General features: G+C 69.6%; 15 protein-coding genes (1 of these 15 running past the window's edge). 7 read left to right on the forward strand and 8 right to left on the reverse strand.

Features of this window, described 5'->3' with window-relative positions; translation table 11 throughout:
* Positions 1–92 precede the first annotated feature (92 nt).
* The 3 genes from glcF to C3K08_RS03380 all read left to right on the forward strand — a co-directional run bounded on the left by glcF (position 93) and on the right by C3K08_RS03380 (position 3,697).
* Positions 93–1,370, forward strand: a complete 1,278-nt coding sequence (gene glcF, locus C3K08_RS03370) for a glycolate oxidase subunit GlcF (RefSeq protein ID WP_104990035.1) — start codon at positions 93–95, stop codon at positions 1,368–1,370.
* A gap of 235 nt (positions 1,371–1,605) precedes the next feature.
* Positions 1,606–3,051, forward strand: coding sequence for an FAD-binding oxidoreductase (locus C3K08_RS03375; protein WP_104990036.1), 1,446 nt, complete (start codon positions 1,606–1,608; stop codon positions 3,049–3,051).
* Positions 3,038–3,697 (forward strand): FAD-binding oxidoreductase, encoded by a 660-nt coding sequence (locus C3K08_RS03380; RefSeq protein ID WP_104990037.1) that lies wholly within the window; start codon positions 3,038–3,040, stop codon positions 3,695–3,697. The genes C3K08_RS03375 and C3K08_RS03380 overlap by 14 nt, the downstream gene beginning before the upstream one ends.
* On the opposite strand, the gene C3K08_RS03385 is transcribed toward C3K08_RS03380, so the two are convergent.
* Positions 3,698–5,110, reverse strand: a complete 1,413-nt coding sequence (locus C3K08_RS03385) for a cyclopropane-fatty-acyl-phospholipid synthase family protein (protein ID WP_234009145.1) — start codon at positions 5,108–5,110, stop codon at positions 3,698–3,700.
* 131 nt (positions 5,111–5,241) lie between these two features.
* On the opposite strand from C3K08_RS03385, the gene C3K08_RS03390 reads away from it, so the two are divergent.
* Together C3K08_RS03390 and cpdB are read left to right on the forward strand one after the other, a co-directional pair.
* Entirely contained in the window at positions 5,242–6,546 is a 1,305-nt protein-coding gene (locus C3K08_RS03390) for an alpha-hydroxy-acid oxidizing protein (protein ID WP_104990038.1), read from the forward strand.
* Entirely contained in the window at positions 6,503–8,431 is a 1,929-nt protein-coding gene (gene cpdB / locus C3K08_RS03395; protein ID WP_104990039.1) for a 2',3'-cyclic-nucleotide 2'-phosphodiesterase, read from the forward strand. Before C3K08_RS03390 ends, cpdB begins: the two co-directional genes overlap by 44 nt.
* A 68-nt stretch (positions 8,432–8,499) precedes the next feature.
* Here the strand turns inward: cpdB and C3K08_RS03400 are convergent, their stop codons facing one another.
* From C3K08_RS03400 to rlmN, 5 genes are all read right to left on the reverse strand, one after another.
* The gene (locus tag C3K08_RS03400) at positions 8,500–9,147 is read right to left on the reverse strand and encodes a hypothetical protein (RefSeq protein WP_104990040.1); all 648 of its coding nucleotides are present in this window, start codon (positions 9,145–9,147) and stop codon (positions 8,500–8,502) included.
* Positions 9,144–9,839 carry a redox-sensing transcriptional repressor Rex gene (locus C3K08_RS03405; protein ID WP_104990041.1) on the reverse strand — a complete coding sequence of 232 codons (696 nt, stop codon included), beginning with the start codon at positions 9,837–9,839 and terminating at the stop codon, positions 9,144–9,146. Before C3K08_RS03405 ends, C3K08_RS03400 begins: the two co-directional genes overlap by 4 nt.
* Positions 9,839–11,113: an SPOR domain-containing protein gene (locus tag C3K08_RS03410; RefSeq protein WP_104990042.1), complete on the reverse strand. Its 1,275-nt coding sequence runs from the start codon at positions 11,111–11,113 to the stop codon at positions 9,839–9,841. Before C3K08_RS03410 ends, C3K08_RS03405 begins: the two co-directional genes overlap by 1 nt.
* The gene (locus tag C3K08_RS03415) at positions 11,110–12,732 is read right to left on the reverse strand and encodes a tetratricopeptide repeat protein (RefSeq protein ID WP_234009146.1); all 1,623 of its coding nucleotides are present in this window, start codon (positions 12,730–12,732) and stop codon (positions 11,110–11,112) included. The genes C3K08_RS03410 and C3K08_RS03415 overlap by 4 nt, the downstream gene beginning before the upstream one ends.
* Positions 12,733–12,937: 205 nt before the next feature.
* Positions 12,938–13,972, reverse strand: a complete 1,035-nt coding sequence (gene rlmN / locus C3K08_RS03420; protein ID WP_104990044.1) for a 23S rRNA (adenine(2503)-C(2))-methyltransferase RlmN — start codon at positions 13,970–13,972, stop codon at positions 12,938–12,940.
* Between the two features lie 184 nt (positions 13,973–14,156).
* Between rlmN and C3K08_RS03425 the strand changes: the two genes are divergently transcribed.
* Together C3K08_RS03425 and C3K08_RS03430 are read left to right on the forward strand one after the other, a co-directional pair.
* Positions 14,157–14,480: a hypothetical protein gene (locus tag C3K08_RS03425; protein WP_104990045.1), complete on the forward strand. Its 324-nt coding sequence runs from the start codon at positions 14,157–14,159 to the stop codon at positions 14,478–14,480.
* Between the two features lie 82 nt (positions 14,481–14,562).
* Positions 14,563–15,087, forward strand: a complete 525-nt coding sequence (locus tag C3K08_RS03430) for a DUF2721 domain-containing protein (RefSeq protein WP_104990046.1) — start codon at positions 14,563–14,565, stop codon at positions 15,085–15,087.
* Between the two features lie 54 nt (positions 15,088–15,141).
* Here the strand turns inward: C3K08_RS03430 and rpoC are convergent, their stop codons facing one another.
* Together rpoC and C3K08_RS03440 are read right to left on the reverse strand one after the other, a co-directional pair.
* Positions 15,142–19,773, reverse strand: a complete 4,632-nt coding sequence (gene rpoC, locus C3K08_RS03435) for a DNA-directed RNA polymerase subunit beta' (protein ID WP_104990047.1) — start codon at positions 19,771–19,773, stop codon at positions 15,142–15,144.
* A 114-nt stretch (positions 19,774–19,887) separates the two neighbouring features.
* A protein-coding gene (locus C3K08_RS03440; protein WP_104990048.1) for a DNA-directed RNA polymerase subunit beta crosses the window boundary here: on the reverse strand, positions 19,888–20,247 show its 3' end. 3,099 nt of this gene lie beyond the right edge of the window; the window shows 360 of its 3,459 coding nt (coding positions 3,100–3,459); the start codon falls outside the window, past its right edge; the stop codon is at positions 19,888–19,890.

Consider the following 20,247-nt stretch of genomic DNA (forward strand, 5'->3'; position numbering starts at 1 on the left):
AGCGGTCAGCCGTCAGCGCCAAGCGGCTCAGGCCATGCGCTTTGGCATCTTGGGCCTGATTGCTGACGGCGGAAAGCTGCTACCTTCCCCCCATGCAGCACGACATCCCCGTCCCCGCCCTGGGGCCGCAGGGCGAGGTGATGGCGCACGCGGTCGACGCCTGCGTGCATTGCGGCTTCTGCCTGCCCGCCTGCCCGACCTACGCGCTGCTGGGGGACGAGATGGACTCTCCGCGCGGGCGCATCGTGCTGATGAAGGAGGTGCTGGAAGGCACGCTGCCCCTCGCGGATGCCGCCCCGCACCTCGACCGCTGCCTGGGGTGCCAGGCCTGCGTGACCGCCTGCCCCAGTGGGGTGCCCTACGGGGAACTCATCACCAGCTTTCGCGGTTGGAGTGAGCCGCAGCGGGAGCGCTCGCCGCTGGACCGGGCGAAGAGGGCAGGCATCCTGAAGATTCTTCCAGCGCCGAAGGTCTTTAGCGTCGCCGCGAGGGTCGGTCAGTACGCCAAGCCCCTCGCGCCGCTGCTGCCCGCCGCCCTGCGAGCGCCCCTCGACCTGCTGCCGGAGCGGGTGCCCGCGATGCAGCCTCAGCCGCCCGTCACCCCGGCCAGGGGCAAGCGCCGGGGCCGGGTGGCCTTTCTCGCTGGATGCGCTCAGCAGGCCCTGACTCCCAACTTCAACGCGGCGACCCTGCGCGTGCTGGCCCGCAACAGCATTGAGGTCGTCCTCCCCGAAGGACAGGGCTGCTGCGGGGCCGCTGCCTTGCACACCGGGGCGCGGGAGGAGGCGCTGCGGCTGGTCCGGCAGAACCTCACCGCCTTTGACCCCGGCGAGTACGACGCGATTCTCTCCAACGCGGCGGGGTGCGGGGCGGGCCTCAAGGAATACCCGGTGGTGCTGCACGGCCTCCCGGACGAAGGGCAAGCGCAGGCTTTCGCGGCAAAGGTGCAGGACATCTCCGAGTATCTGGCGGGGCTGCTGCGCGCCGGGGAACTGGAGCCGTTCCTCCCCACGCCCCGTCCCCTCACAGTGGCCTACCACGACGCCTGCCACCTCGCCCACGCGCAGGGCGTCCGCGCCGCGCCCCGCGAGCTGCTGCGGGCCATTCCCGGCGTGACGGTCGTGGAGGTTCCCGAAGGCAACCTGTGCTGCGGCTCGGCGGGAACGTACAACCTCGAACAGCCGGAGCTAGCGAATGAACTCGGTGTCCGCAAGGCGCGGAACATTCTGTCGACCACGCCCGACCTGATCGCCAGCGGGAATATCGGCTGCCACACGCAGATTGGGAGTCATACCCGACGGCAGGGGAGCCGGGTGCCGGTGCTGCACACGGTGGAAGTGCTGGATTTGGCTTATCGGGGGGAACTGTGACGCCACACGCCGATAACCGAGCCTGCACCCATCAGGGCGTAAAAGGCCACCATCCACCAGGCACTGGCGTTCTCGGCCACCTGCGCCGCGAACCAGCCAAGCCCTGTGCACGAGAGAAACAGCAGGATGACGAGCCATATGTGCGCGGTTCTTCTCGAAAGGGGACTCATGGGGCCTCCGGGAGCAGCATACGTTCCTGGCCCTGCGAGACGGCCAAGATTGCAGAGGTGCGGGCATGACCCCCCGCAAGACCGCCCTCACTCCCGGTTCCCGTGCCCCCAAACCCCGCTCTGGCGGCACGCCTGACAATCCTCTGGCCGCCGAGCTGACCCGCAGCCTCGGCCCCCAGAAAGTCCTTTCCAACCTCTCCGAGCGGCGGAACTACCGCTACGACGCCATCCAGTTCGGGGCAACGCCGCTGGCGGTCGTGCTGCCCGAATCCACGGCGGACGTGGTGACGGCCGTGCGGGCGGCGCGGGCGGCGGGCGTGCCCATCGTGGGGCGCGGTGCGGCCAGTGGCCTGAGTGGCGGCGCCGTGCCCATGCAGACCGGGCTGGTCATCTCCTTTACCCGCATGATCCGGCTGGAGGTTTTCCCCGAGCGGCGCGAGGCGCGGGCGCAGGCGGGCGTGGTGACCCTCAGCGTGACCGAGGCGGCGCGGCCCTACGGCCTGATCTACCCCCCTGACCCGGCGAGCTTCCGCACCAGCACGGTCGGCGGCAACCTCGGGGAAAATGCGGGCGGGCCGCTGTGTTTCAAGTACGGGGTGACGGGCGACTACGTGCGGGCGCTGGAGTTCGTGGACGCGGACGGCGAGGTGCACGAACTCACCCGCGACGCCTATGACCTCGCCGGGCTGCTGATCGGCTCGGAGGGCACGCTGGGCCTCATCACCGAAGCCACCCTGCGCCTCACCCCGCCGCCGAAGTACACCCGCACCCTGCTGGCGAGTTTCGCGGAGGTGGGCGAGTGCGCCGAGGCGGTGAGCCGGGCCATCGCCACCGGAGCCGTCCCCGCCAAGCTGGAATTCATGGACGCAGCCTGCGTCAGCGCGGTGGAGGACTACCTCGCCCTGGGACTGCCGCGAGACGCCGGGGCCGTGCTGCTGGTGGACACCGACGGCGACGACCTGGACACGGTGGAGGAGGAAAGGGCGCTGGTGGAGGCCGCCTGCCGGGAGGCCGGGGGCACCGTGCGCCGCGCGGCGACCGACGCCGAGGCCGCCGCGCTGTGGCAGGCCCGCCGCAGCGTCAGCCCCGCGCTGGGCCGCATCCGCCCGCAGCGCATGAACGAGGACATCGTGGTGCCCCGCTCCGCGCTGCCGGAGGTGGTGCGCGAGATTCGGGCGCTGGGCGACGCCTCCGGGCTGCCCGTCGTGCAGTTCGGCCACATCGGGGACGGGAACCTGCACCCCAACATCCTCTACGACCCGCGCCGCGAGTCCCCGGAGGCGGTGCACGACCTCGCCCACCGCATCGCCCTCGTCGCCATCCGGCACGGCGGGGTGCTCAGCGGCGAGCACGGCATCGGCACCATGAAACGGCCCTTCATGCGCGAGGCGGTGGACCCCGTGACCCTGGGGGCACTGCGGGACGTGAAGCGGGCACTGGACCCGGCGGGCCGCCTCAATCCCGGCAAGATTCTCCCCGACGAGGAAGGGGAGACCCATGCCCATCCTTGACCTCTCACCCGGCGACCAGACCGTCACGGTCAGCGGCGACACCGCGCTGCTGGAGGTCTACGCGGCCCTGCCCCCCGGCCTCTACCCGCCGTTCCCGCCCGTGGAATTGCCCGGCGGCGTGGGCGGGCTGGTGTCACGCGGGGGCTTCGGGCAGACCTTCCCCTTCGCCTCCGACGTGCTGGGGGTGACCTTCCAGGCACCGTCGGGCCGGGTAATACGCGCAGGCGGGCGCACCGTCAAGAACGTGCAGGGCTACGACCTGACCCGCCCCTTCGTGGGCAGCTTCGGGGCGCTGGGCGAGGCGCTGGAGGTCACGTTCAGGCTGCGGCCCGGTTTGGTTGCACGGCATGTGACCGCTCACGGCTCGCTGGACACATTGGGTCACCTGACCGCCCGCTTCGCCTGGGAGGACGGCGGCGAGGTCCACCTCTTCCACTTCGGCCACGCGCGGGAGGTGGAGCGGGCGCTCGCGGTGCTGCCCGGTGGCCGCGAGCTTCAGGCCCCCACAGACCTGCGCCCCCGCTTCCCCGATGGAATGGGGGTGGGGGAGGGGGCCACCCTGCGTGACCGCCGCTTCGGGTGGGTGAATGGGGGTGGGGTGCCGCCGATGCCCCCCCTGTTCACCCGGCTGGTGGCAGCCCTCTAACTAGACTCGCCCGTCCGCGTAAATATCCGCCCGGCTCGGCGGAATCGGCACCTGCCGCCGCTCGTCCGGCTTGGCGAGCAGCGTCTGGAAGATGCTGAGGTGGCCGTGGGAGAAGTAATACCCGCAGGCGTTGAGGTAGATGCGCCACAGCCGGTAGCGTTCCTCGCCGAGCGCGGCCAGGGCCTCGTCCTCCCGCGCTTCCAGCCGCCTCGCCCACTGTGCGGTCGTGCGGGCGTAGTGCTCGCGCAGGTTTTCCACGTCGCGCACCTCAAAGAGGGCGGCGTCGGCGTATTTCAGCGTCTCCCAGATCGGCAGCAGCTCGCCGTCGGGAAAGACGTAGCGCCGGGCGAAATTGCCCGACTGGATCACCATCGGCACCCGCGCCTGCCCCAGCCCGTCGGCAATGGCGTGGTTCATCATCAGGCCGCCCGGCTTCAGCACCCGGTAGGCGGCCGCGAAGTACTCGGGCATGTTGCAGCGGCCCACATGCTCGGCCATGCCCACGCTGCTGATCTTGTCAAACTCGCCCGTCACGTCCCGGTAATCCCGCAGCTCCAGCGTGACGAGGTGCTCCAGCCCGGCGGCCTTCACCCGCGCCCGCCCCTCGTGCAACTGCGCTTCGGAGAGGGTCACTCCCAGCACCGAGACGCCGTACCGCTGCGCCGCGTAGATCGCCAGTCCGCCCCACCCGCAGCCGATATCCAGCAGACGCTCGCCTGCTTGCAATCTCAGCTTGCGGCAGATCAGCTCCAGCTTAGCCTCCTGCGCCGCGTCCAGTGTCTCGGTGCCCGTGGGAAAGTAGGCGCAGGAATACACCATGCGGTCGTCCAGCCACAGCTTGTAAAAGTCGTTGGACACGTCGTAGTGGGCCTGCACCGCCTGCTTGTCCCGCTCGCGGCTGTGCGCCTCGCCGTGGAGCTGGGCCAGCGGCTTAGGCGGCTTCGTCCCCACCCCCCGGCGCAGCAGGGCCACGTCGCGCAGAAGACTTGCCACTTGTGCGGGCGTGAACTGCGGGTTCAGCGTGTCCGCCAGTCCCACGACGGCTCCAAAGTCCCCCTCGATGTCGAAGTCGCCGCGCAGGTACGACTCGCCCAGTGCCACGTCTAACGGGAGGTTCAGCATCCGCCCCAGCGACTCGGGCGAGTTCAGGGTCAGGCGGGCGGTGGGGTCAGGTACGCCCGCAGGCAGCTCCTCGCCGTTCCAGAACTGCACGGCGAAGGGGCGGTCGGACGGCAGGACGGCGCTCAGCACGCGCCGGGCCGCGTCCAGCAACTGTTCTTCGCTGGGGCGCACGCGCGAGCGGGCCACCACGACCGCGCCGAGCATGGTCAGCACGGCCGCGAGGCCCATCGTCTGCACGGAGGTCGCGGGGGAGGGGTCGGGGCGGCGGGCTTGCGGGGTCTTGGGGGGCATGGGGCCTCCTGGGGGTGAATCAGAGATGGGGGAACTCGGCCCAGCATAGGGAGGGCAGGCGCGGCTTCGGCCCGCCCCGCCTTCACCGGGGGCTATGCTTTGCCCCACATCCCCACTCCCGGAGGCACCCCATGACGAATCCCCCAGCCGGACCCGGCCGCGCCCGGCAGACGCGCCTGTACGTGCGCGGCCTCGGCGGCGAGCGGCCCGCCGTCCCCGTGATTCCCGAACGCCTTCAGGCGGCGGCCAAGGCCAGGATGAGCCCCGCCGATTTCGCCTACGTCGCGGGCGGGGCCGGGGCCGAGCGCACCATGCGGGCCAACCTCGCCGCCTTCGAGCGGGTGCGGCTGATGCCCCGCCGCCTCAGCGGAACCCGCGAACGCGACCTCGGGGTGGAACTGCTGGCCCTCTCGCTGCGGTCGCCCCTGCTGCTGGCCCCCATCGGCGTGTTGGAAGCGGCACACCCGCAGGCCGACCTCGCCGTGGCCCGCGCCGCCGCCGCCGAGCGCGTACCGTTCATCTTCTCCTCACAGGCCTCGGTGCCGATGGAGACGTGCGCGGAGGCGATGGGCGACTCGCCCCGCCTTTTCCAGCTCTACTGGGGCACCGACGACGAGGTGACCCGCTCCTTCGTGCGCCGGGCGGAGGCGTGCGGAGCGGCGGCCATCGTCCTCACGCTCGACACGACGCTGCTGGGCTGGCGGCCCCGCGACCTCGACCTCGGCAGCCTGCCCTTCCTGCGCGGGCGCGGGCTGGCACAGTACCTCAGCGACCCGGTGTTCCGCTCACGGCTGGGCACGCCACTTCCCGCCCCAGACGTGCAGCCCCCGCGCACCCCCGCCCTGATCCGCACCGGGGCCGACCTCGCCGCGAAGGGCCGTGCCTTTGGCCTCAGCGCCCGGCAGATGCGCTCGGCCGCCGCCCGGTTCACCGCGACCTACACCCGCCCCGACCTCGGCTGGGACGACGTGAGCCGCCTGCGCGAGTGGACCCGGCTGCCCATCGTGCTCAAGGGCATCCTCCACCCCGACGACGCGCGGGAGGCCGTTCGGCGCGGGGTGGATGGCCTGATCGTGTCCAACCACGGCGGGCGGCAGATCGACGGCGAGGTCGCGGCGCTCGACGCCCTGCCCGGCGTGGTCGCAGCGGCGGGGGACCTCCCCGTGCTCCTCGACAGCGGCGTCCGCACCGGGTCGGACGTGGCGAAGGCCCTCGCGCTGGGCGCACGGGCGGTGCTGCTGGGGCGGCCCTACGTGTACGGCCTTGCCATCGCGGGGGAATCGGGCGTGCGTGAGGTCATAGGGAACGTGCTGGCCGAATTTGACCTCACCCTGGGCCTGCTCGGACTGACGGCGGCCCGCGATCTTGGACCGGGGGCGCTGGCCCCTTCACATGGTCTTGACCTTTCGCCCTATTCTGGAGGGCGTGAGAACTAAATTTGCCCTGACTGCCGCCCTGCTGCTGGGTGCGGCGGGTGCCCAGACCGTCGAGCTGCGGATTCTCGAAACCACCGACCTCCACACCGCCGCGCGTGGCTACGACTACTACCAGGACAAGCCCACCGGTGAGTTCGGGCTGGAGTACACCGCCACCCTGATCAAGCAGGCCCGCGAGGAGAAGCGCAACACGCTGCTGTTCGACAACGGCGACCTGATTCAGGGCAACCCGCTGGGCGACTTCGCGGCCCGCGTGCAGCCCCTGGGGGAAGGCCAGATGCACCCCATGCACCAGGCGATGCGCACCCTGCGCTACGACGGCGCGACCCTGGGCAACCACGAGTTCAACTACGGCCTCGACTACCTCGACCGCGTGCTCGCCTCGGCGCCGATGCCCTACGTGAACGCCAATGTGCTGAACACGGACGGCACGAACAAGTACACGCCCTTCGTCGTGCAGCGCAAGCTGGTGTACTCCACCGATGGCCGCCCCTACTTCATCAACGTCGGCGTGATCGGCTTTACCCCGCCCCAGATTCTCAACTGGGACAAGGCCCACCTCGAAGGCAAGGTGCAGGTCATGGACATCGTGGAGGCCGCCCGCAAGTTCGTGCCCCAGATGAAGGCCCAGGGCGCCGACGTGGTGGTCGCGCTCGCGCACACCGGCATCAACCAGGGCGCCTACACCACAGGCGGCGAGCAGGCGGGCGCGGCCCTGACCGGCGTGGAGGGCATCGACGTGGTCCTGACCGGCCACAGCCACCTCGAATTCCCCGGCACTGCTTACAAGGACGTGTCCGGCGTGGACCTGAAAAAGGGCACCATCAACGGCAAGGTCGTGCTGATGCCCGGCTTCTGGGGCAACAACCTCGGCGTGGCCGACCTGAAGCTCAATTACAACCGCGCGACCCAGAAGTGGACCATCGCCGACGCCCAGGGCAGCATCCGCCCGATCTGGGACAAGACGGCGAAGAAGAGCCTCGTCACGCCCGATCCCGTGATCGCCGCCGCAGTGCAGAAGGCCCACGAGGGCACCCTGGCCTACGTGCGCGGCAAGGTGGCCGACCTGACAGCCCCGGTGACCTCCTACTGGTCGCTGGTGCAGGACGATCCCAGCGTGCAGCTCGTCTCCAACGCGCAGGCCGCCTACGTCAAGGCCGCGCTCGCCGGGGGCCAGTACAAGGACCTGCCGGTGCTCTCCGCCGCCGCGCCCTTCAAGGCCGGGGGCCGCGCGGGTGCCAGCTACTACACCGACATCCCCGCCGGAACGCTGGCGATCAAGAACGTCGCGGACCTCTACGTCTACCCCAACACCGTGCAGGCCGTCCTCGTGAACGGGGCACAGGTGCAGGAGTGGCTGGAGCGCTCCGCCGGGCAGTTCAACCGCATCGACCCGACCAAGACCGAGCCGCAGGCCCTCGTCGACGAGAGCTTCCCCACCTACAACTTTGACGTTCTGGACGGTGTGACCTACGAGATCGACGTCAGCCAGCCCTCGCGCTACGACCGCAGCGGCAAGCTGGTCAACCCGGACGCCCGCCGCATCAAGAACCTCCAGTACCAGGGCAAGCCCATCGACCCCGCGCAGCAGTTCGTGATCGCCACGAACAACTACCGCGCCTCGGGCGGCGGCTCCTTCCCCGGCCTGGACGGCAAGAACATCGTGCTCCAGGCCCCCGACGAGACCCGCGAGGCGCTGGTCAAGTACTTCACCGAGCAAAAGACGGTGAACCCCACCGCCGACGGCAACTGGAAGCTCACGCCTGTCCCCGGCGCGACCCTGCTGTACGTCAGCAGCCCCAACGCGCAGAAGAACCTGCCCGCCGGAGCCACGCTGCTGCGCGTGCGCGAGGACGGATTCGCGGAGTACGCGATCAAGTTCTGAGGCTATAAACAGGAGAAAGAGCGAGGCGCAAACCTCGCTCTCTTCTGTTGAACGTCAGGAGGTGTGGGTTACTCGTCGCCCGCCTTGATGGCCCTGTTCGAGATGTTGCTCGCCTTGACCACGACGGGTTGCCCGTTGCTGCTTTCACCGGTGAATTCGATATCGACGACGCTGTAGGCCCCAGCATTGGTCCTCGTGACCTCGTCGATCAGATCATCCGCAAAGGTGAGCGCGAAGCCGCCGATAGGCAACCCATTGGCGGGCTGTACGTCATTCCTGATCTTGCCGTCCGTGGTGTACATCTGGCAGGACTGATAGTTCGGCAGCGACGCACGTTCCGGGCAAGTCCAGCCGGAGGGGACATAGATATCGATCTTGTTGGCGTCGGAGACTTCCGTGCTCACCCGCCCGTTGAAGTCATACCGCGTGATGCGCCAGCCGGTGATGTAGACCGCGTCCGAGCCGGGCCGGGTCATGAACGTAAAGGTCACAGGACCCGGATTCCCGGCAGTCCAGACCGTCTTGGCGGGCGTGACGTTGCCCTCCTCATCCACTTCCTCGGGAGTGAACGCTTTGGTCACCGTCACGAAAGAGGTGGCGTCCCCGGCATGAACCCCTATCGACACGCGGTCATTCCCGGTGATCTGCCCCGGCGCACTTCCGCATGCGCTCAGGGCCAGGCCAGCGAGCAGGGCAAGGGCGGATAGTCTCTTCATTCAGTCTCCTCCGTGTCCACGGCGTTCAGGTGTGGGTTCAGGATGTAAAAGGCGAGCCGCTTCATTCCGGCCAGGAAATCCACGTTCTCGACAATCACAGCACGCCACTCGTCACTGATTTCTTGCTGCCCCGCCCGTTCCAGCATGCGGGGCTGAATCACCGTGGGCGCGAAGTTGAGAATGCCGCGCACGCCCGCTCCGGCCAGCGCCTGCGCCGCGTCCTGGGCGTGGTCGGGCGGCACGGCCAGAAAGCCCATATCCACCTTGTTGCCGCGCACGAACTCGGGCAACTCGTCCATGTGCCGCACGGTCAGGCCACGTACCGTGCGCCCCACCACGTCGGGATTCACGTCGAAGAGGCCGACATACTGAAACTGATAGTCGCTCGCGCCGGGATAGTTGGCGATGGCCTGCCCCAGCCGCCCCATCCCCACGACGACCACGTTCCAGGTCTGGTTCAGGCCCAGCACCCGCATCAGCTCGCGCTTGAGGATGGGCACCGTGTACCCCATCCCGCGCGTGCCGAAGCGCCCGAAGTAGGCCAGGTCCTTGCGGACCTGAAAGGCGGTGACCCCGGCCCGCTCGGCGAGGTCGTTGCTGCTCGTGCGGCTGATCTCGTGTGCTTCCAGGCCCTCCAGAATCCGCAGGTAGGTCACCAGGCGGCTGATGGTCGCGGTGGGAATCCCGGTCATCAGCGAATCCTGAAGTGGTCGTGGCCGTTCGCGTCGAGCTTGCGCTCGGCCTCCAGCAGCGCGTCACCGCTGTAGGGGCCGACCAGCACCGTCACCTTGCGGTTTTCCGGCGCGTTCACGGTGGGCGAGAAGCCCAGGTCCCGCAACATCCCGACCAGCCGCCCGGCGCTCTCCTGGCGGTCAAAGGCGCCCACCTGAAGGTAGACCGGGCCGTCGGGGGCGGGGGCCTGGGCGGCGGGCGCCGCTTCCGGCTCGTCGGGGACGGCCTCGGGCGGCGCGGCGGGGGCAGGCGTCTCGGCCGGGGCTGCTGCCTCGGTGGTCTCGCTGCCGCCCCCGGTCAGGTTGCGGCCACGCGGCGCGTACAGCACGGCGCGGGGGGCGCGGGGCTGGATGTCGGCCAGCGCCCGGCGAGCGGTCGTCTCGTCGGCGTAGGGGCCGACCTGCGCGACGACCTGATTGCCGAGGTCGATCACGTACACCGGGTATCCGGCGTCCGACACGCCCGAAGCGGCGCGGCGGGCCTCCGCCTCCGACCCGAAGGTGCCTAGGCTGATGCGGTAGTCGCTGCGCAGCGGCGTGCGCTCCTCGCTGGGGGCCACGGTGTTGCCGGACGGAGCGGGAGTCGCTGGGGGGGTGGCCTCCGCCGTCTCCCCGGCCTCCGTGCCTTCCGGAGCGTCGGGCCGCGCTCCCTCAGAGGCCGGAGGCGTAGCCGCATTGCCCGCCGGGCGATTCAGTGGGATGGTCGTCTTCGGCTTGGGCAGCGTCACCTCGGGCACGGGTGGTGCTGGGGGAGCCGCCGGGATGGGCGTCGCGGCGACCACACTGGGGTCTGCGCTCGCAGCAGGAGGCTTGGCAGTGCTGGCCTCGGGAGCCGGGGTGCTCGGCTGAGCGGCCTGCTCCGCCGGTGGCTCGGCAGGTTCGCTGGGTGTCGGCGTTGGGGCCGCCGCTTCCGGCTCCGCTTGTGCGGGAGGCGTCTCCTCACGAGGAGTCGTGGCCTCGGGTTCGGCCGTGGGCTCCGTTTCCTCCGGTGCCGCACTCGCCTCCGGCGCGGGGGTCGGCTCCTCCACCGGGTCCACGCCGAGATCGGTCCCCGGCGCGACCGGAATCTCGGGCACCTCCTCGACCACGGGGGGTGGGGGGGCGACGGCGGTGGGCGCCTCGCGCCCCTGCCCGATCAGCAGGGCGGCGAAGCCCGCGAGCAGCAGCACGACGAGCAGGCCGATCAGCAGGTCGGGCCAGCGGGGGGCTGACCCCGGACGCTGGGCGCGGCTCATCGCAGCGCCTCCGCCGCGCGGCGGTGACCGAGGTCGGCGGCCGTCTTCAGGGCGGGCCGGGCCTGCGCCTCACGCCCCTGCGACCGCAGGCTCAGGCCCAGCAGGTACCAGGCCTCGGCGTTGCGCGGTTGCTCCCCGGTCAGGCCGCGCAGGATCGCCTCGGCCTCCGCGTACCGCGAGGTGGCCAGCAGCGCCGAGCCGAGGTTCTGGCGGGCGGTGGGGGTGGGGTCCAGCTTCACGCTGGTGGTCAGCGCCCCGGCCGCGCCCGCGTAGTCCTTCTGCGCGTAGGCGGTCAGCCCCAGCCACAGGTAGGCGTCCGCGTCCGGAGCCGCCTGGGTGCTCTGGCGCAGGGCGGTGCGGGCCGCCGGGTAGTCGCCTAGGCGGTAGGCGGCCACGCCCTGCACGTACAGGGCGCGGGCGCGGGTGGCAGTGTCGGGCTTCAGGGTCAGCGCCTGTGACGCGTCCTGCCGGGCCTGGGCATTCAGCCCCAACGCGAGGCGTGTGGCGCCCAGCGCGGTGCGAATCGCCGCGTCCTTCGGCGCGAGGCGGGCCGCCTGCGCGTAGGCGGCCTGCGCCCCGGCCCGGTCGCCCCGCAGCGCCCGCAGCTCACCCAGCCGGGCAAAGGCGGCGGGCCGCGCGGGGTCCAACCGGGTCGCCTCCTGCGCGGCGAGCACGGCCCCGCGCGTGTCCCCGGCGGCGGCCAGCACGTCGGCCTTGCGCAGATGCAGGCCAGCCCGGTCGCTCGCCTTCGTCACGCGGGGCAGCACGGTGTCGAGCTCCCGCACCGCCCGCTCCGGCAGGTTCTGTCCCACGTAGATGTCCGCGAGTAGCAGCGCCGCGTCCGCCCGGCCCGGCTCGCGCGAGAGCAGCGCGTAGAGGCCCGGCAGCGCCTGCACCCCCTGCCCGGCCCTCACCTGGGCCTGCGCCAGCCGGAAGGCGAGGTCGCGGTCGGAGGGATCGAGGGTCGCCGCCTGCGCGAGCGTCGCGCTCAGGGCCGCCCAGTCCCCCGCCCGCCGTTGCTCGCCCGCCAGCGCCTCGAGCACCTGCCGTTCGGCGGCGGGTCCGGCCTTGCCGCGCGAGAGGGTCGCCGCCTCCTCGTACAGCCGCCGGGCCTCCGCGAACCGGCCCTCGCGGCTGGCGATCACGCCGAGGTTGTAGGCCGCCTCGAAGCGGTCCGGGGCCAGTTCCCGGAGCCGGGTGAACTCGAACGCCGCGCCCCGCAGGTCCCCCAGCGCCAGCAGCGTCAGCCCCAGCCCGAAATGCCCCTCAGGGTGGGTGTACTGCGCCGCGACGAGCGACTCGAACAGCCGCCGCGCCCGCGCGAGGTCGCCCGCGCCCAGCGCCTCGCGGCCCTGGGTCAGCGTCTGCTGCTGGGTGGGGGTGAGGGTCGGGGGCGTGGGGATGGCGGCGGTGCCGGGGCTTGTCGTGCCCGGAGCGGCGGGGGCAGCCGGAGGTGTGGATACCGCAGGCACGGTCACCGGCACCCCCCCCGGCTGGGTCTGGAGCAGCGTGGTCTGAACGGACACCGCCGCCGAAGTGTCGAGCAGGGTCTGTGCAGCGGCGTGGGGTGCGGCGGCCAGCAGCAGGCCGAGCAGCACCGTGGTTCTCGTTGGGGTCACCGGAAGGGTCCTCCTGAACGGGGGAGATGGTGGGCAGAGCGTAGCCATAGAGGTCTTGCGTAACCCTGACGCGGAACAAGAATTGCGTGGGCCGCCGTGATTCTCTCACGCCCTCAGGGCCAAGGTGGTATGAAGCCCGCTCTCATCTGGCTCTGGACCAATGCAAAGACCTCCCACGGTGGGGAGGCCGGGAACAGAGATCAACTCAGGCCGGAATGCCCGACGCCGCGCCGGGGCGACTCAGCGCGAGCTGCCCGCACGCCGCCCCCGCGTCCTTCCCACGCGAGCGCCGCACGCTGACATCCACCCCCCGCTCCTCCAGCGCGTCGTAAAAGGCCTGAATCTGCTCTTCGGTGCTCGACTCGAAGCCCGAGCCGTCCCAGGGATTCATCGGAATCAGGTTGACGTGGCTCACCAGTCCGCGCAGCCGCTCGGCCAGCAGCTCGGCCTGCCAGAGATGATCATTGATGCCGCGCAGCATGGTGTATTCCAGCGTCACCCGGCGCCCGGTCACCGCCTGGTAGTCACGGGCGGCGGCCATGATCTCCTCGATGGAGTTGGCGGCCCCGGTCGGGATGATCTTCTGCCGCGTCTCCTCGTCAGGGGCGTGCAGGCTGATCGCCAGCTTGAGGCCGAGGTCGTCTTCCTCCGCCAGCCGCCGAATGCCCTTGGCAATCCCCACGGTGGAGAGGGTCACCCGGCGCTTGCTCATGCCCAGCGCCTGCGGGTGCAGCAGGATGCGGGCAGCCTTCATGGTGTGGTCGTAGTTCAGCATCGCCTCGCCCATCCCCATGAAGACGAGGTTGCGAATCTCGCGCGGCTCCAGCCCCTCGCCCCCCGCAACGGCCAGCACCTGCCCGACGATCTCGCCGGGCGTCAGGTTGCGCCCGAAGCCCATCGCCCCGGTCGCGCAAAAGGCGCAGCGGGCCGGGCAGCCCACCATCGTGGACACGCAGACCGTCTTGCGGTCGAGGTAGGGCATGTACACCGCTTCCATCTGCCGCCCGTCAAGCAGCGTGAAGAGGTACTTCGCCGAGCCGTCCGCACTCCGAACCGTCTCGATCTCGCGGAAGGGATTGAGCCGGAAGCGGGCGGCAAGGTCCGAACGTAGAGGAGCCGGGAGGTTGGTCATCGCCTCAAACTCACCAACGCCCTGCACGAACACCCACTCCAGCAGTTGCCGCCGCCGGAAGCCCTCCAGCGGGTACTCGTTGGGGTGAAGGTCGAGGAGAAGCTGCATCAGAAAAGTCTAGCGGGTCGGGCGTGGGCGGGGTGGGAGAGAGGCACGGTTGACGATTGTGCGGTGATCCCCGCGTATGGATGACCACGACCGCGCCACCCAGATACGGCAAGATGCTGGAGAACGCCGCGTACACAGAAGACATTGCACACCACAGCGGCCAGAGTGCCCGGTAGGAGGCCCCATGTATCAGATTTCGATTGTTGACCTCGCCCCCACACCCCAGGGCCTCCGGGTAGCGTTCGCCGCCGGGACCGACGAGCATGGCCGCAGCGTGAGTGTGAGCTTCGACCCGCTCGGGGGGCGCGAAGGCCCGGTGGAGATTCGCATCCTGCCTGATATCCCCCAGGCGGACGGCGGCCCGGCCTTGCCAGGATGGGTGACCTTTGTCAAGACCCTAACCGGAGACCAGGACTACCTGTGCGAGCCGCCCTTCCCGGTAGAGGACCTGACTGGAGACGCGATCTATGAGGGGCTGTCGGGCTGGGCAAAACAGCACCTCCTCTAGCTTGTCTTGAACCTGCCCCTCACCATAATCCAGTTCATGCTGTGATGACCTGTCCGCGTAGTGGGCGCCCTACCCTGACCCTATGGCCGACCCCACCCTCGGCGCCCTGACCGCCATGATCACGCCCGCCGTGCTGATCTCGGGCGCGGGCACCCTGCTGCTGAGCACCAGCACCCGCCTGGGCCGCAGCACCGACCGGGTGCGCGTGCTGACCGCCCGCTTCAAGGACCTCGTGAGCGAGGAAGGCCAGCGCGAGCCCCTCGCCCGCGAGGAAAAGCAGATGATCGTGCGCCAGCTTCCGCGCCTGACCCGCCGCACCCGGTACCTCCAGCGGGCGATGCGGGCCTTTTACGTGGCAGTCGCGCTGCTGGTGGGCACCAGCCTGCTGATCGGTGCGGGGGAACTCTCCGGACTGTCGACCGGGGCCGCTCCCGTCCTGCTCGCCCTGCTGGGCGCCGGAAGCCTCGCCTACGGGGCGCTCCTCCTGAGCTTCGAGGCCACCCTCAGCGGCATCACCACCCGCGAGGAGATGGGCTTTCTGGTGCGGCTGGGCGAGCACTACGCGACCCTGTATCAGGACGAGACGGACCGGATTCGGGAGGAGTAGGCACAAAAAACCCCCACCCGTTTCCGAGTGGGGGAGGGGAGATTCAGCCCTGGCTCAGTCGCCGTAGCTGGGGGTGTTCACCGCGCTGCCGGGGCGGGTGTCGTCGTAGCGGCCCGTGCCCGTCACCGAGTCGGTGCTGCTGCCCGCCTCGCCGTACTTCTCCAGCGTGCGGTCGTCGGCGACCTGCATCTCGCGGACGGTGGTCAGGCCCGTGCCCGCCGGAATCAGCTTGCCCAGGATGACGTTCTCCTTGAGGCCGATCAGCTCGTCGACCTGGCCGCGCATGGAGGCCTCGGTCAGCACGTGCGTCGTGTGCTGGAAGGAGGCGGCCGAGAGCCACGACTTGGTCGTCAGGCTGCTCTTGGTGATGCCGAGCAGCACCGGCTTCCAGCTCGCGGGGGTCTGGCCGTCGGCCAGCGCCTCGTTGGCCTGATCCACTTCCCAGCGCTCGACGGTCTGGCCTTCGAGCAGGTCGGTGTCGCCGCCCTCGGTGACCTCCACGTAGCGCAGCATCTGCCGCACGATGACTTCGATGTGCTTGTCGTGCACCTTCACGCCCTGCGAGCGGTACACGCGCTGCACTTCCTCGACGAGGTAACGCTGCGCCGCGTCGGTGTCCTTGTACAGCAGCAGGTCGTGCGGGTTGATCGCGCCGCGCGTGAGCGGCTGCCCGGCTTCCACCCGGTCGCCGTCGCGCACGATCAGGCGCAGGCCCTTGCTGATCTTGGTCGCGGTCTTGGACGAGTACTGTTCGTCCTCAGCCTCGATGCGGACGAGGTAACGCTCTTCCTCCTCCTCAATGCGGACCACGCCGTCACGGTCGGCCACGACCGCCTGCGTCTTGGGCTTGCGGGCCTCGAACAGCTCGATCACGCGGGGCAGACCCATCGTGATGTCGCCGCCGCCTGCCACGCCGCCGGTGTGGAAGGTGCGCATGGTGAGCTGCGTGCCAGGCTCGCCGATGGACTCGGCCGCCACCACGCCGACCGCCTCGCCCATCGAGACGGGCTTGGCCTGCGAGAGGTCGTAGCCGTAGCACTTCTGGCACACGCCCGCCTTCACGCGGCAGTTCAGCGGCGTGCGGACGAACACCTCGCCCAGCGCCTTGGCGTCACGGGTGATCGCCTTCACGTCCTCCAGGCTGAGCATCGCGCCCGCCTCGATCACGCGGCCGTCCGAGAGGTCCACGTCGGCGGTCAGGGTGCGGCCGTAGATCGAGGTCTCGATCTCGCTGCCCTTGCGGCTGCGCCATTCGCCGGTGCGCTCATCGGTCGCGCCCAGCGGCATGACCGTGTAGTCGGTGGTGCCGCAGTCCACGTCGCGCACGACGACCTCGTGGGCCACGTCCACCAGCTTGCGGGTCAGGTACCCGGAGTCGGCGGTGCGGAGCGCGGTGTCCGCGCCCCCCTTACGGGCGCCGTGGGTCGAGATGAAGTACTCCAGCACCGTCAGGCCCTCGCGGAAGGACGCCTTGATGGGCACCTCGATGGTCGAGCCGTCGGGTCGGGCCATCAGGCCGCGCATCCCCGCGAGCTGGCGAATCTGCTGCGGGTTCCCGCGCGCCCCGGACTGCGACATGATCCACAGCGGGTTGAAGGGGTAGTTGCGGCTGAAGTTCTCGAAGACCGCGTTCTTCACCTCATCGGTGGTGTCGTTCCAGAGCTGCACGACCTGCTTGTAGCGCTCTTCTTCGGTCATGAAGCCGAACTCGTAGTTCTGCTCGATTTCCGCGAGCTTGCCGTCGGCCTCCGCGAGCAGCTCCGCCTTGTTGGGCGGCAGCACGATGTCGTCGATGCCGATGGTGATGCCCGAGGTCGTCGAGAGCCGGAAGCCGTTGTCCTTCAGCGCGTCCAGCAGCCCGGCGGTGGCCTCCACGCCCAGCTCCTTGTAGCAGGCCATCACCATGTCCTTGAGGTGATCCTTCTCGTAGGCAGTATCGAGGTTCACCAGCGTGTCCACGAGGTGACCTTGCGCCCCCAGCGCTTCCTGCACCAGGCGGCGGAACATCACGCGCCCGGCGGAGGTCTCGTGCAGGGTGCCGTTCAGCATGATCCGCACGTGGTCCTGGAAGTCGATCTCGCCGCGGTCCACGGCCATGATCGCCTCGTCGGGGTTGGAAAAGACGTACTTCAGGCGGCCGGGGCTGGTCTCCTGCCCGCCCACCGTGATGGGCGTGTTCAGCGCCACGCGGCCCCCTTGCAGCGCCGCCAGCGCGTCCTGCTCGCTGCCGAACTCCGTGCCCATGCCGAGGTTGTCGCGCCGAAGCTGCGTCAGCGTGAAGATGCCCAGGATGATGTCGCGCGAGGGCTTGACGTTGGGCTCGCCGTTCGCGGGCGAGAGCAGGTTGTGCGCCGAGAGCATCTGGATGCGGGCCTCGGCCTGCGCGTAGGCCGAGAGCGGCACGTGAATCGCCATCTGGTCGCCGTCGAAGTCGGCGTTGAAGGCCTCACAGACCAGCGGGTGCAGCTGGATGGACTGACCCTCGACGAGCACGGGCTCGAACGCCTGGATGCCCAATCGGTGCAGGGTCGGCGCGCGGTTGAGCAGCACGACCTTGTCCTCAATGACCTCTTCGAGCGCGTCCCACACGGAGTCGCGGGTGTCGCGGTAGCGCTCCAGCATCTTGCGGGCCTGCTTGATGTTGGTGACCTCGCCCTTTTCCTCCAGCACCTTGAAGAGGAAGGGCTTGAAGAGTTCGAGCGCCATGCGCTTGGGCACCCCGCACTGGTGCAGCTTGAGCTGCGGCCCGACCACGATGACCGAGCGGCCGGAGTAGTCCACGCGCTTGCCCAACAGGTTCTGCCGGAAGCGGCCCTGCTTGCCGCCCAGCAGGTCGGTCAGGGAGCGCAGGCTGCGGTCCGAGCCGGGGTTGGTGACGGGGCTGCCCCGGCGCCCGTTGTCGATCAGCGCGTCGACGGCCTCCTGAAGCATCCGCTTCTCGTTGCGGATGATCATGTCAGGCGCCCCCTGGCTCATCAGCTTCTTGAGGCGGTTGTTGCGGTTGATCAGGCGGCGGTACAGGTCGTTGAGGTCGGAGGTGGCGAAGCGCCCGCCGTCCACCTGCACCATCGGCCGGAGGTCGGGCGGCATGACCGGCACCGTCTCCAGGATCATCCACGAGGGGTGGTTGCCACTGCGCTTGAACGCGCGGGTGACCTCCAGCCGCTTGCGGGCCTTGGCACGCTTGTGGCGGCTGTTGTCCTTCATCGCCTCGCCGAGTTCGGCCTCGAGCTGGTCGAGGTCGAGGTCGTCGAGCAGCTCCTTGACGGCCTCAGCGCCCATCTTGGCCTCGAAGTCGTAGGACTCGATCACGCGCACCTGCTTGCGCACGAGGTCGATCTCGATGCGCCCGCTGATCTCGCTTCTCAGGTTGCCCGAGTCGGCGAGTTCGTCGCCCGGCTCTACCCGGTCGCCGTTCACGACGAGGGGCTCGTCCTGGTAGGCGTACACCTTCGCCTTGGAGACGATGATCGAGGCGGGGGCGTGCAGGGTGATCACGCCGTCGGCTTCCGCGATGACCTCCTCTTCCTTGTCGATCGCGCCGACGACCTTCTGCCCGGCGCGGACCTCCGAGCCGTCCCCGACCAGCACGTGCATCTGCGGCTCGATGCGGTACTCGGCGCGGCGGGTCCAGTGCGCGGTGACCTTCACGTCGCCCTTCTTCTTGGGGAAGGTGACGCCCGAGAGGCGGCTGTCGCGGCTCACGCGCAGGCGGTCGCCCGCCGAGGCGCTCGCGAGGACGCTGCCCGCTTCCACGATCTCGCCCTCGGCCACGGCCACGTTCATCCCGTGCGGGAGGTACACGCGGGCCAGCACCTCGCCCTGGGGCGCGGCGGTGTCCTCGCCCTCGGCGGCGGCGGTGGTGTCGCGGATCTCCACCATCACGGAGTCCTCGCCCATGTCGTGCAGGAACGCGGTGCCGTCCACAGGCGCCGTGATCGTCACGTCCGCTTCCAGCTCGGCCAGAATCTCGCCCGCACGGAAGGCGTCCTGCTCGACGAGCACGTCGGCGGGCAGCGGCAACGAGGCCTCGACCTGCTCGGCGTAGGCGATCTCGGCGCGGCGGGGGAAACGGTACTGGGCGAGGCCGTCCATCTTGGAGACCACGTTGCCGCCCAGCGTCTGCCCGCGCGTCACGTACTCGCCGTCACGGATGACGGCTTCCTGCCCGTTGGGGATGGTGTACGTCTCCTGCCGTCCGAAGCGCAGTTCGCGGTACTCGTCGTCGCTGAGGAGTTCGCCGCGCTTGAGGGGGCGCCCGTCCTTTTGCGCGTTGCGGGGGTCGGTCACCAGGAAGGAGGAGAAGTACAGCACCTTTTCCAGTTGCCCGGCCGACAGGTCGAGCAGGGTGCCGATCTTGCTGGGCGTGTCCTTCACGTACCAGATGTGCGCGGCGGGCGTGGCGAGGTCGATGTGGCCCATGCGGTAGCGGCGCACCTTGCTGCTCGTCACCTCGACGCCGCAGCGCTCGCAGACCTTGCCCTCGTAGCGCTGGCGCTTGTACTTGCCGCAGGCGCACTCGTAGTCCTTCATCGGCCCGAAGATGCGCTCGTCAAAGAGGCCCTCGCGCTCGGGCTTCAGGGTGCGGTAGTTGATGGTTTCCGGCTTCTCGACCTCGCCAAAGCTCCACTCGCGGATGCGGGCGGGGCTGGCGATGGCGATGCGGACCTTGTTGAAGTCTTTCATTGTTCTCCTTCGGAGAAAGGTCTAAGGGTCGAAGAGTCAAAGGGTCTAAGCAGGTGGGTCTTGGCCGTCCCTCAGACGCTTAGACCTTTTGACCCTTAGACAGCGCGTCAGCGCTTAGCGCTTCGGCATCATCCCTTCGAAGATGTCCACCGGACGGTCCCCGTTGTCGAGCACCTCGACATCCAGACCGAGGGAGTGCAGCTCCTTGACGAGCACCTTGAAGGACTCGGGGATGGTGCTGCCGGAGACTTCCTCGCCCTTGACGATGCTCTGGTAGGCGGCGTCGCGGCCGTCGATGTCGTCGGACTTGATGGTCAGCATCTCCTGAAGTGTGTGCGCCGCGCCGTAGGCTTCGAGCGCCCACACTTCCATCTCGCCGAAGCGCTGGCCGCCGAACTGCGCCTTGCCGCCCAGCGGCTGCTGGGTGATCAGGCTGTAGGGGCCGGTGGAGCGGGCGTGCAGCTTGTCCTCCAC

This window comes from Deinococcus sp. NW-56 (assembly GCF_002953415.1).
Lineage (GTDB): Bacteria > Deinococcota > Deinococci > Deinococcales > Deinococcaceae > Deinococcus.

Bases quoted from the DNA above. Each gene is read 5' to 3' on its own strand.
- rlmN (WP_104990044.1), bottom strand. From the start codon at position 13,972: ATGCAGCTTCTCCTCGACCTTCACCCCAACGAGTACCCGCTGGAGGGC.
- C3K08_RS03375 (WP_104990036.1), top strand. From the start codon at position 1,606: ATGACCCCCCGCAAGACCGCCCTCACTCCCGGTTCCCGTGCCCCCAAA.
- C3K08_RS03400 (WP_104990040.1), bottom strand. From the start codon at position 9,147: ATGAAGAGACTATCCGCCCTTGCCCTGCTCGCTGGCCTGGCCCTGAGC.
- C3K08_RS03425 (WP_104990045.1), top strand. From the start codon at position 14,157: ATGTATCAGATTTCGATTGTTGACCTCGCCCCCACACCCCAGGGCCTC.
- glcF (WP_104990035.1), top strand. From the start codon at position 93: ATGCAGCACGACATCCCCGTCCCCGCCCTGGGGCCGCAGGGCGAGGTG.
- C3K08_RS03385 (WP_234009145.1), bottom strand. From the start codon at position 5,110: ATGCCCCCCAAGACCCCGCAAGCCCGCCGCCCCGACCCCTCCCCCGCG.
- C3K08_RS03410 (WP_104990042.1), bottom strand. From the start codon at position 11,113: ATGAGCCGCGCCCAGCGTCCGGGGTCAGCCCCCCGCTGGCCCGACCTG.
- C3K08_RS03405 (WP_104990041.1), bottom strand. From the start codon at position 9,839: ATGACCGGGATTCCCACCGCGACCATCAGCCGCCTGGTGACCTACCTG.
- C3K08_RS03380 (WP_104990037.1), top strand. From the start codon at position 3,038: ATGCCCATCCTTGACCTCTCACCCGGCGACCAGACCGTCACGGTCAGC.
- C3K08_RS03430 (WP_104990046.1), top strand. From the start codon at position 14,563: ATGGCCGACCCCACCCTCGGCGCCCTGACCGCCATGATCACGCCCGCC.
- C3K08_RS03390 (WP_104990038.1), top strand. From the start codon at position 5,242: ATGACGAATCCCCCAGCCGGACCCGGCCGCGCCCGGCAGACGCGCCTG.
- cpdB (WP_104990039.1), top strand. From the start codon at position 6,503: ATGGTCTTGACCTTTCGCCCTATTCTGGAGGGCGTGAGAACTAAATTT.
- rpoC (WP_104990047.1), bottom strand. From the start codon at position 19,773: ATGAAAGACTTCAACAAGGTCCGCATCGCCATCGCCAGCCCCGCCCGC.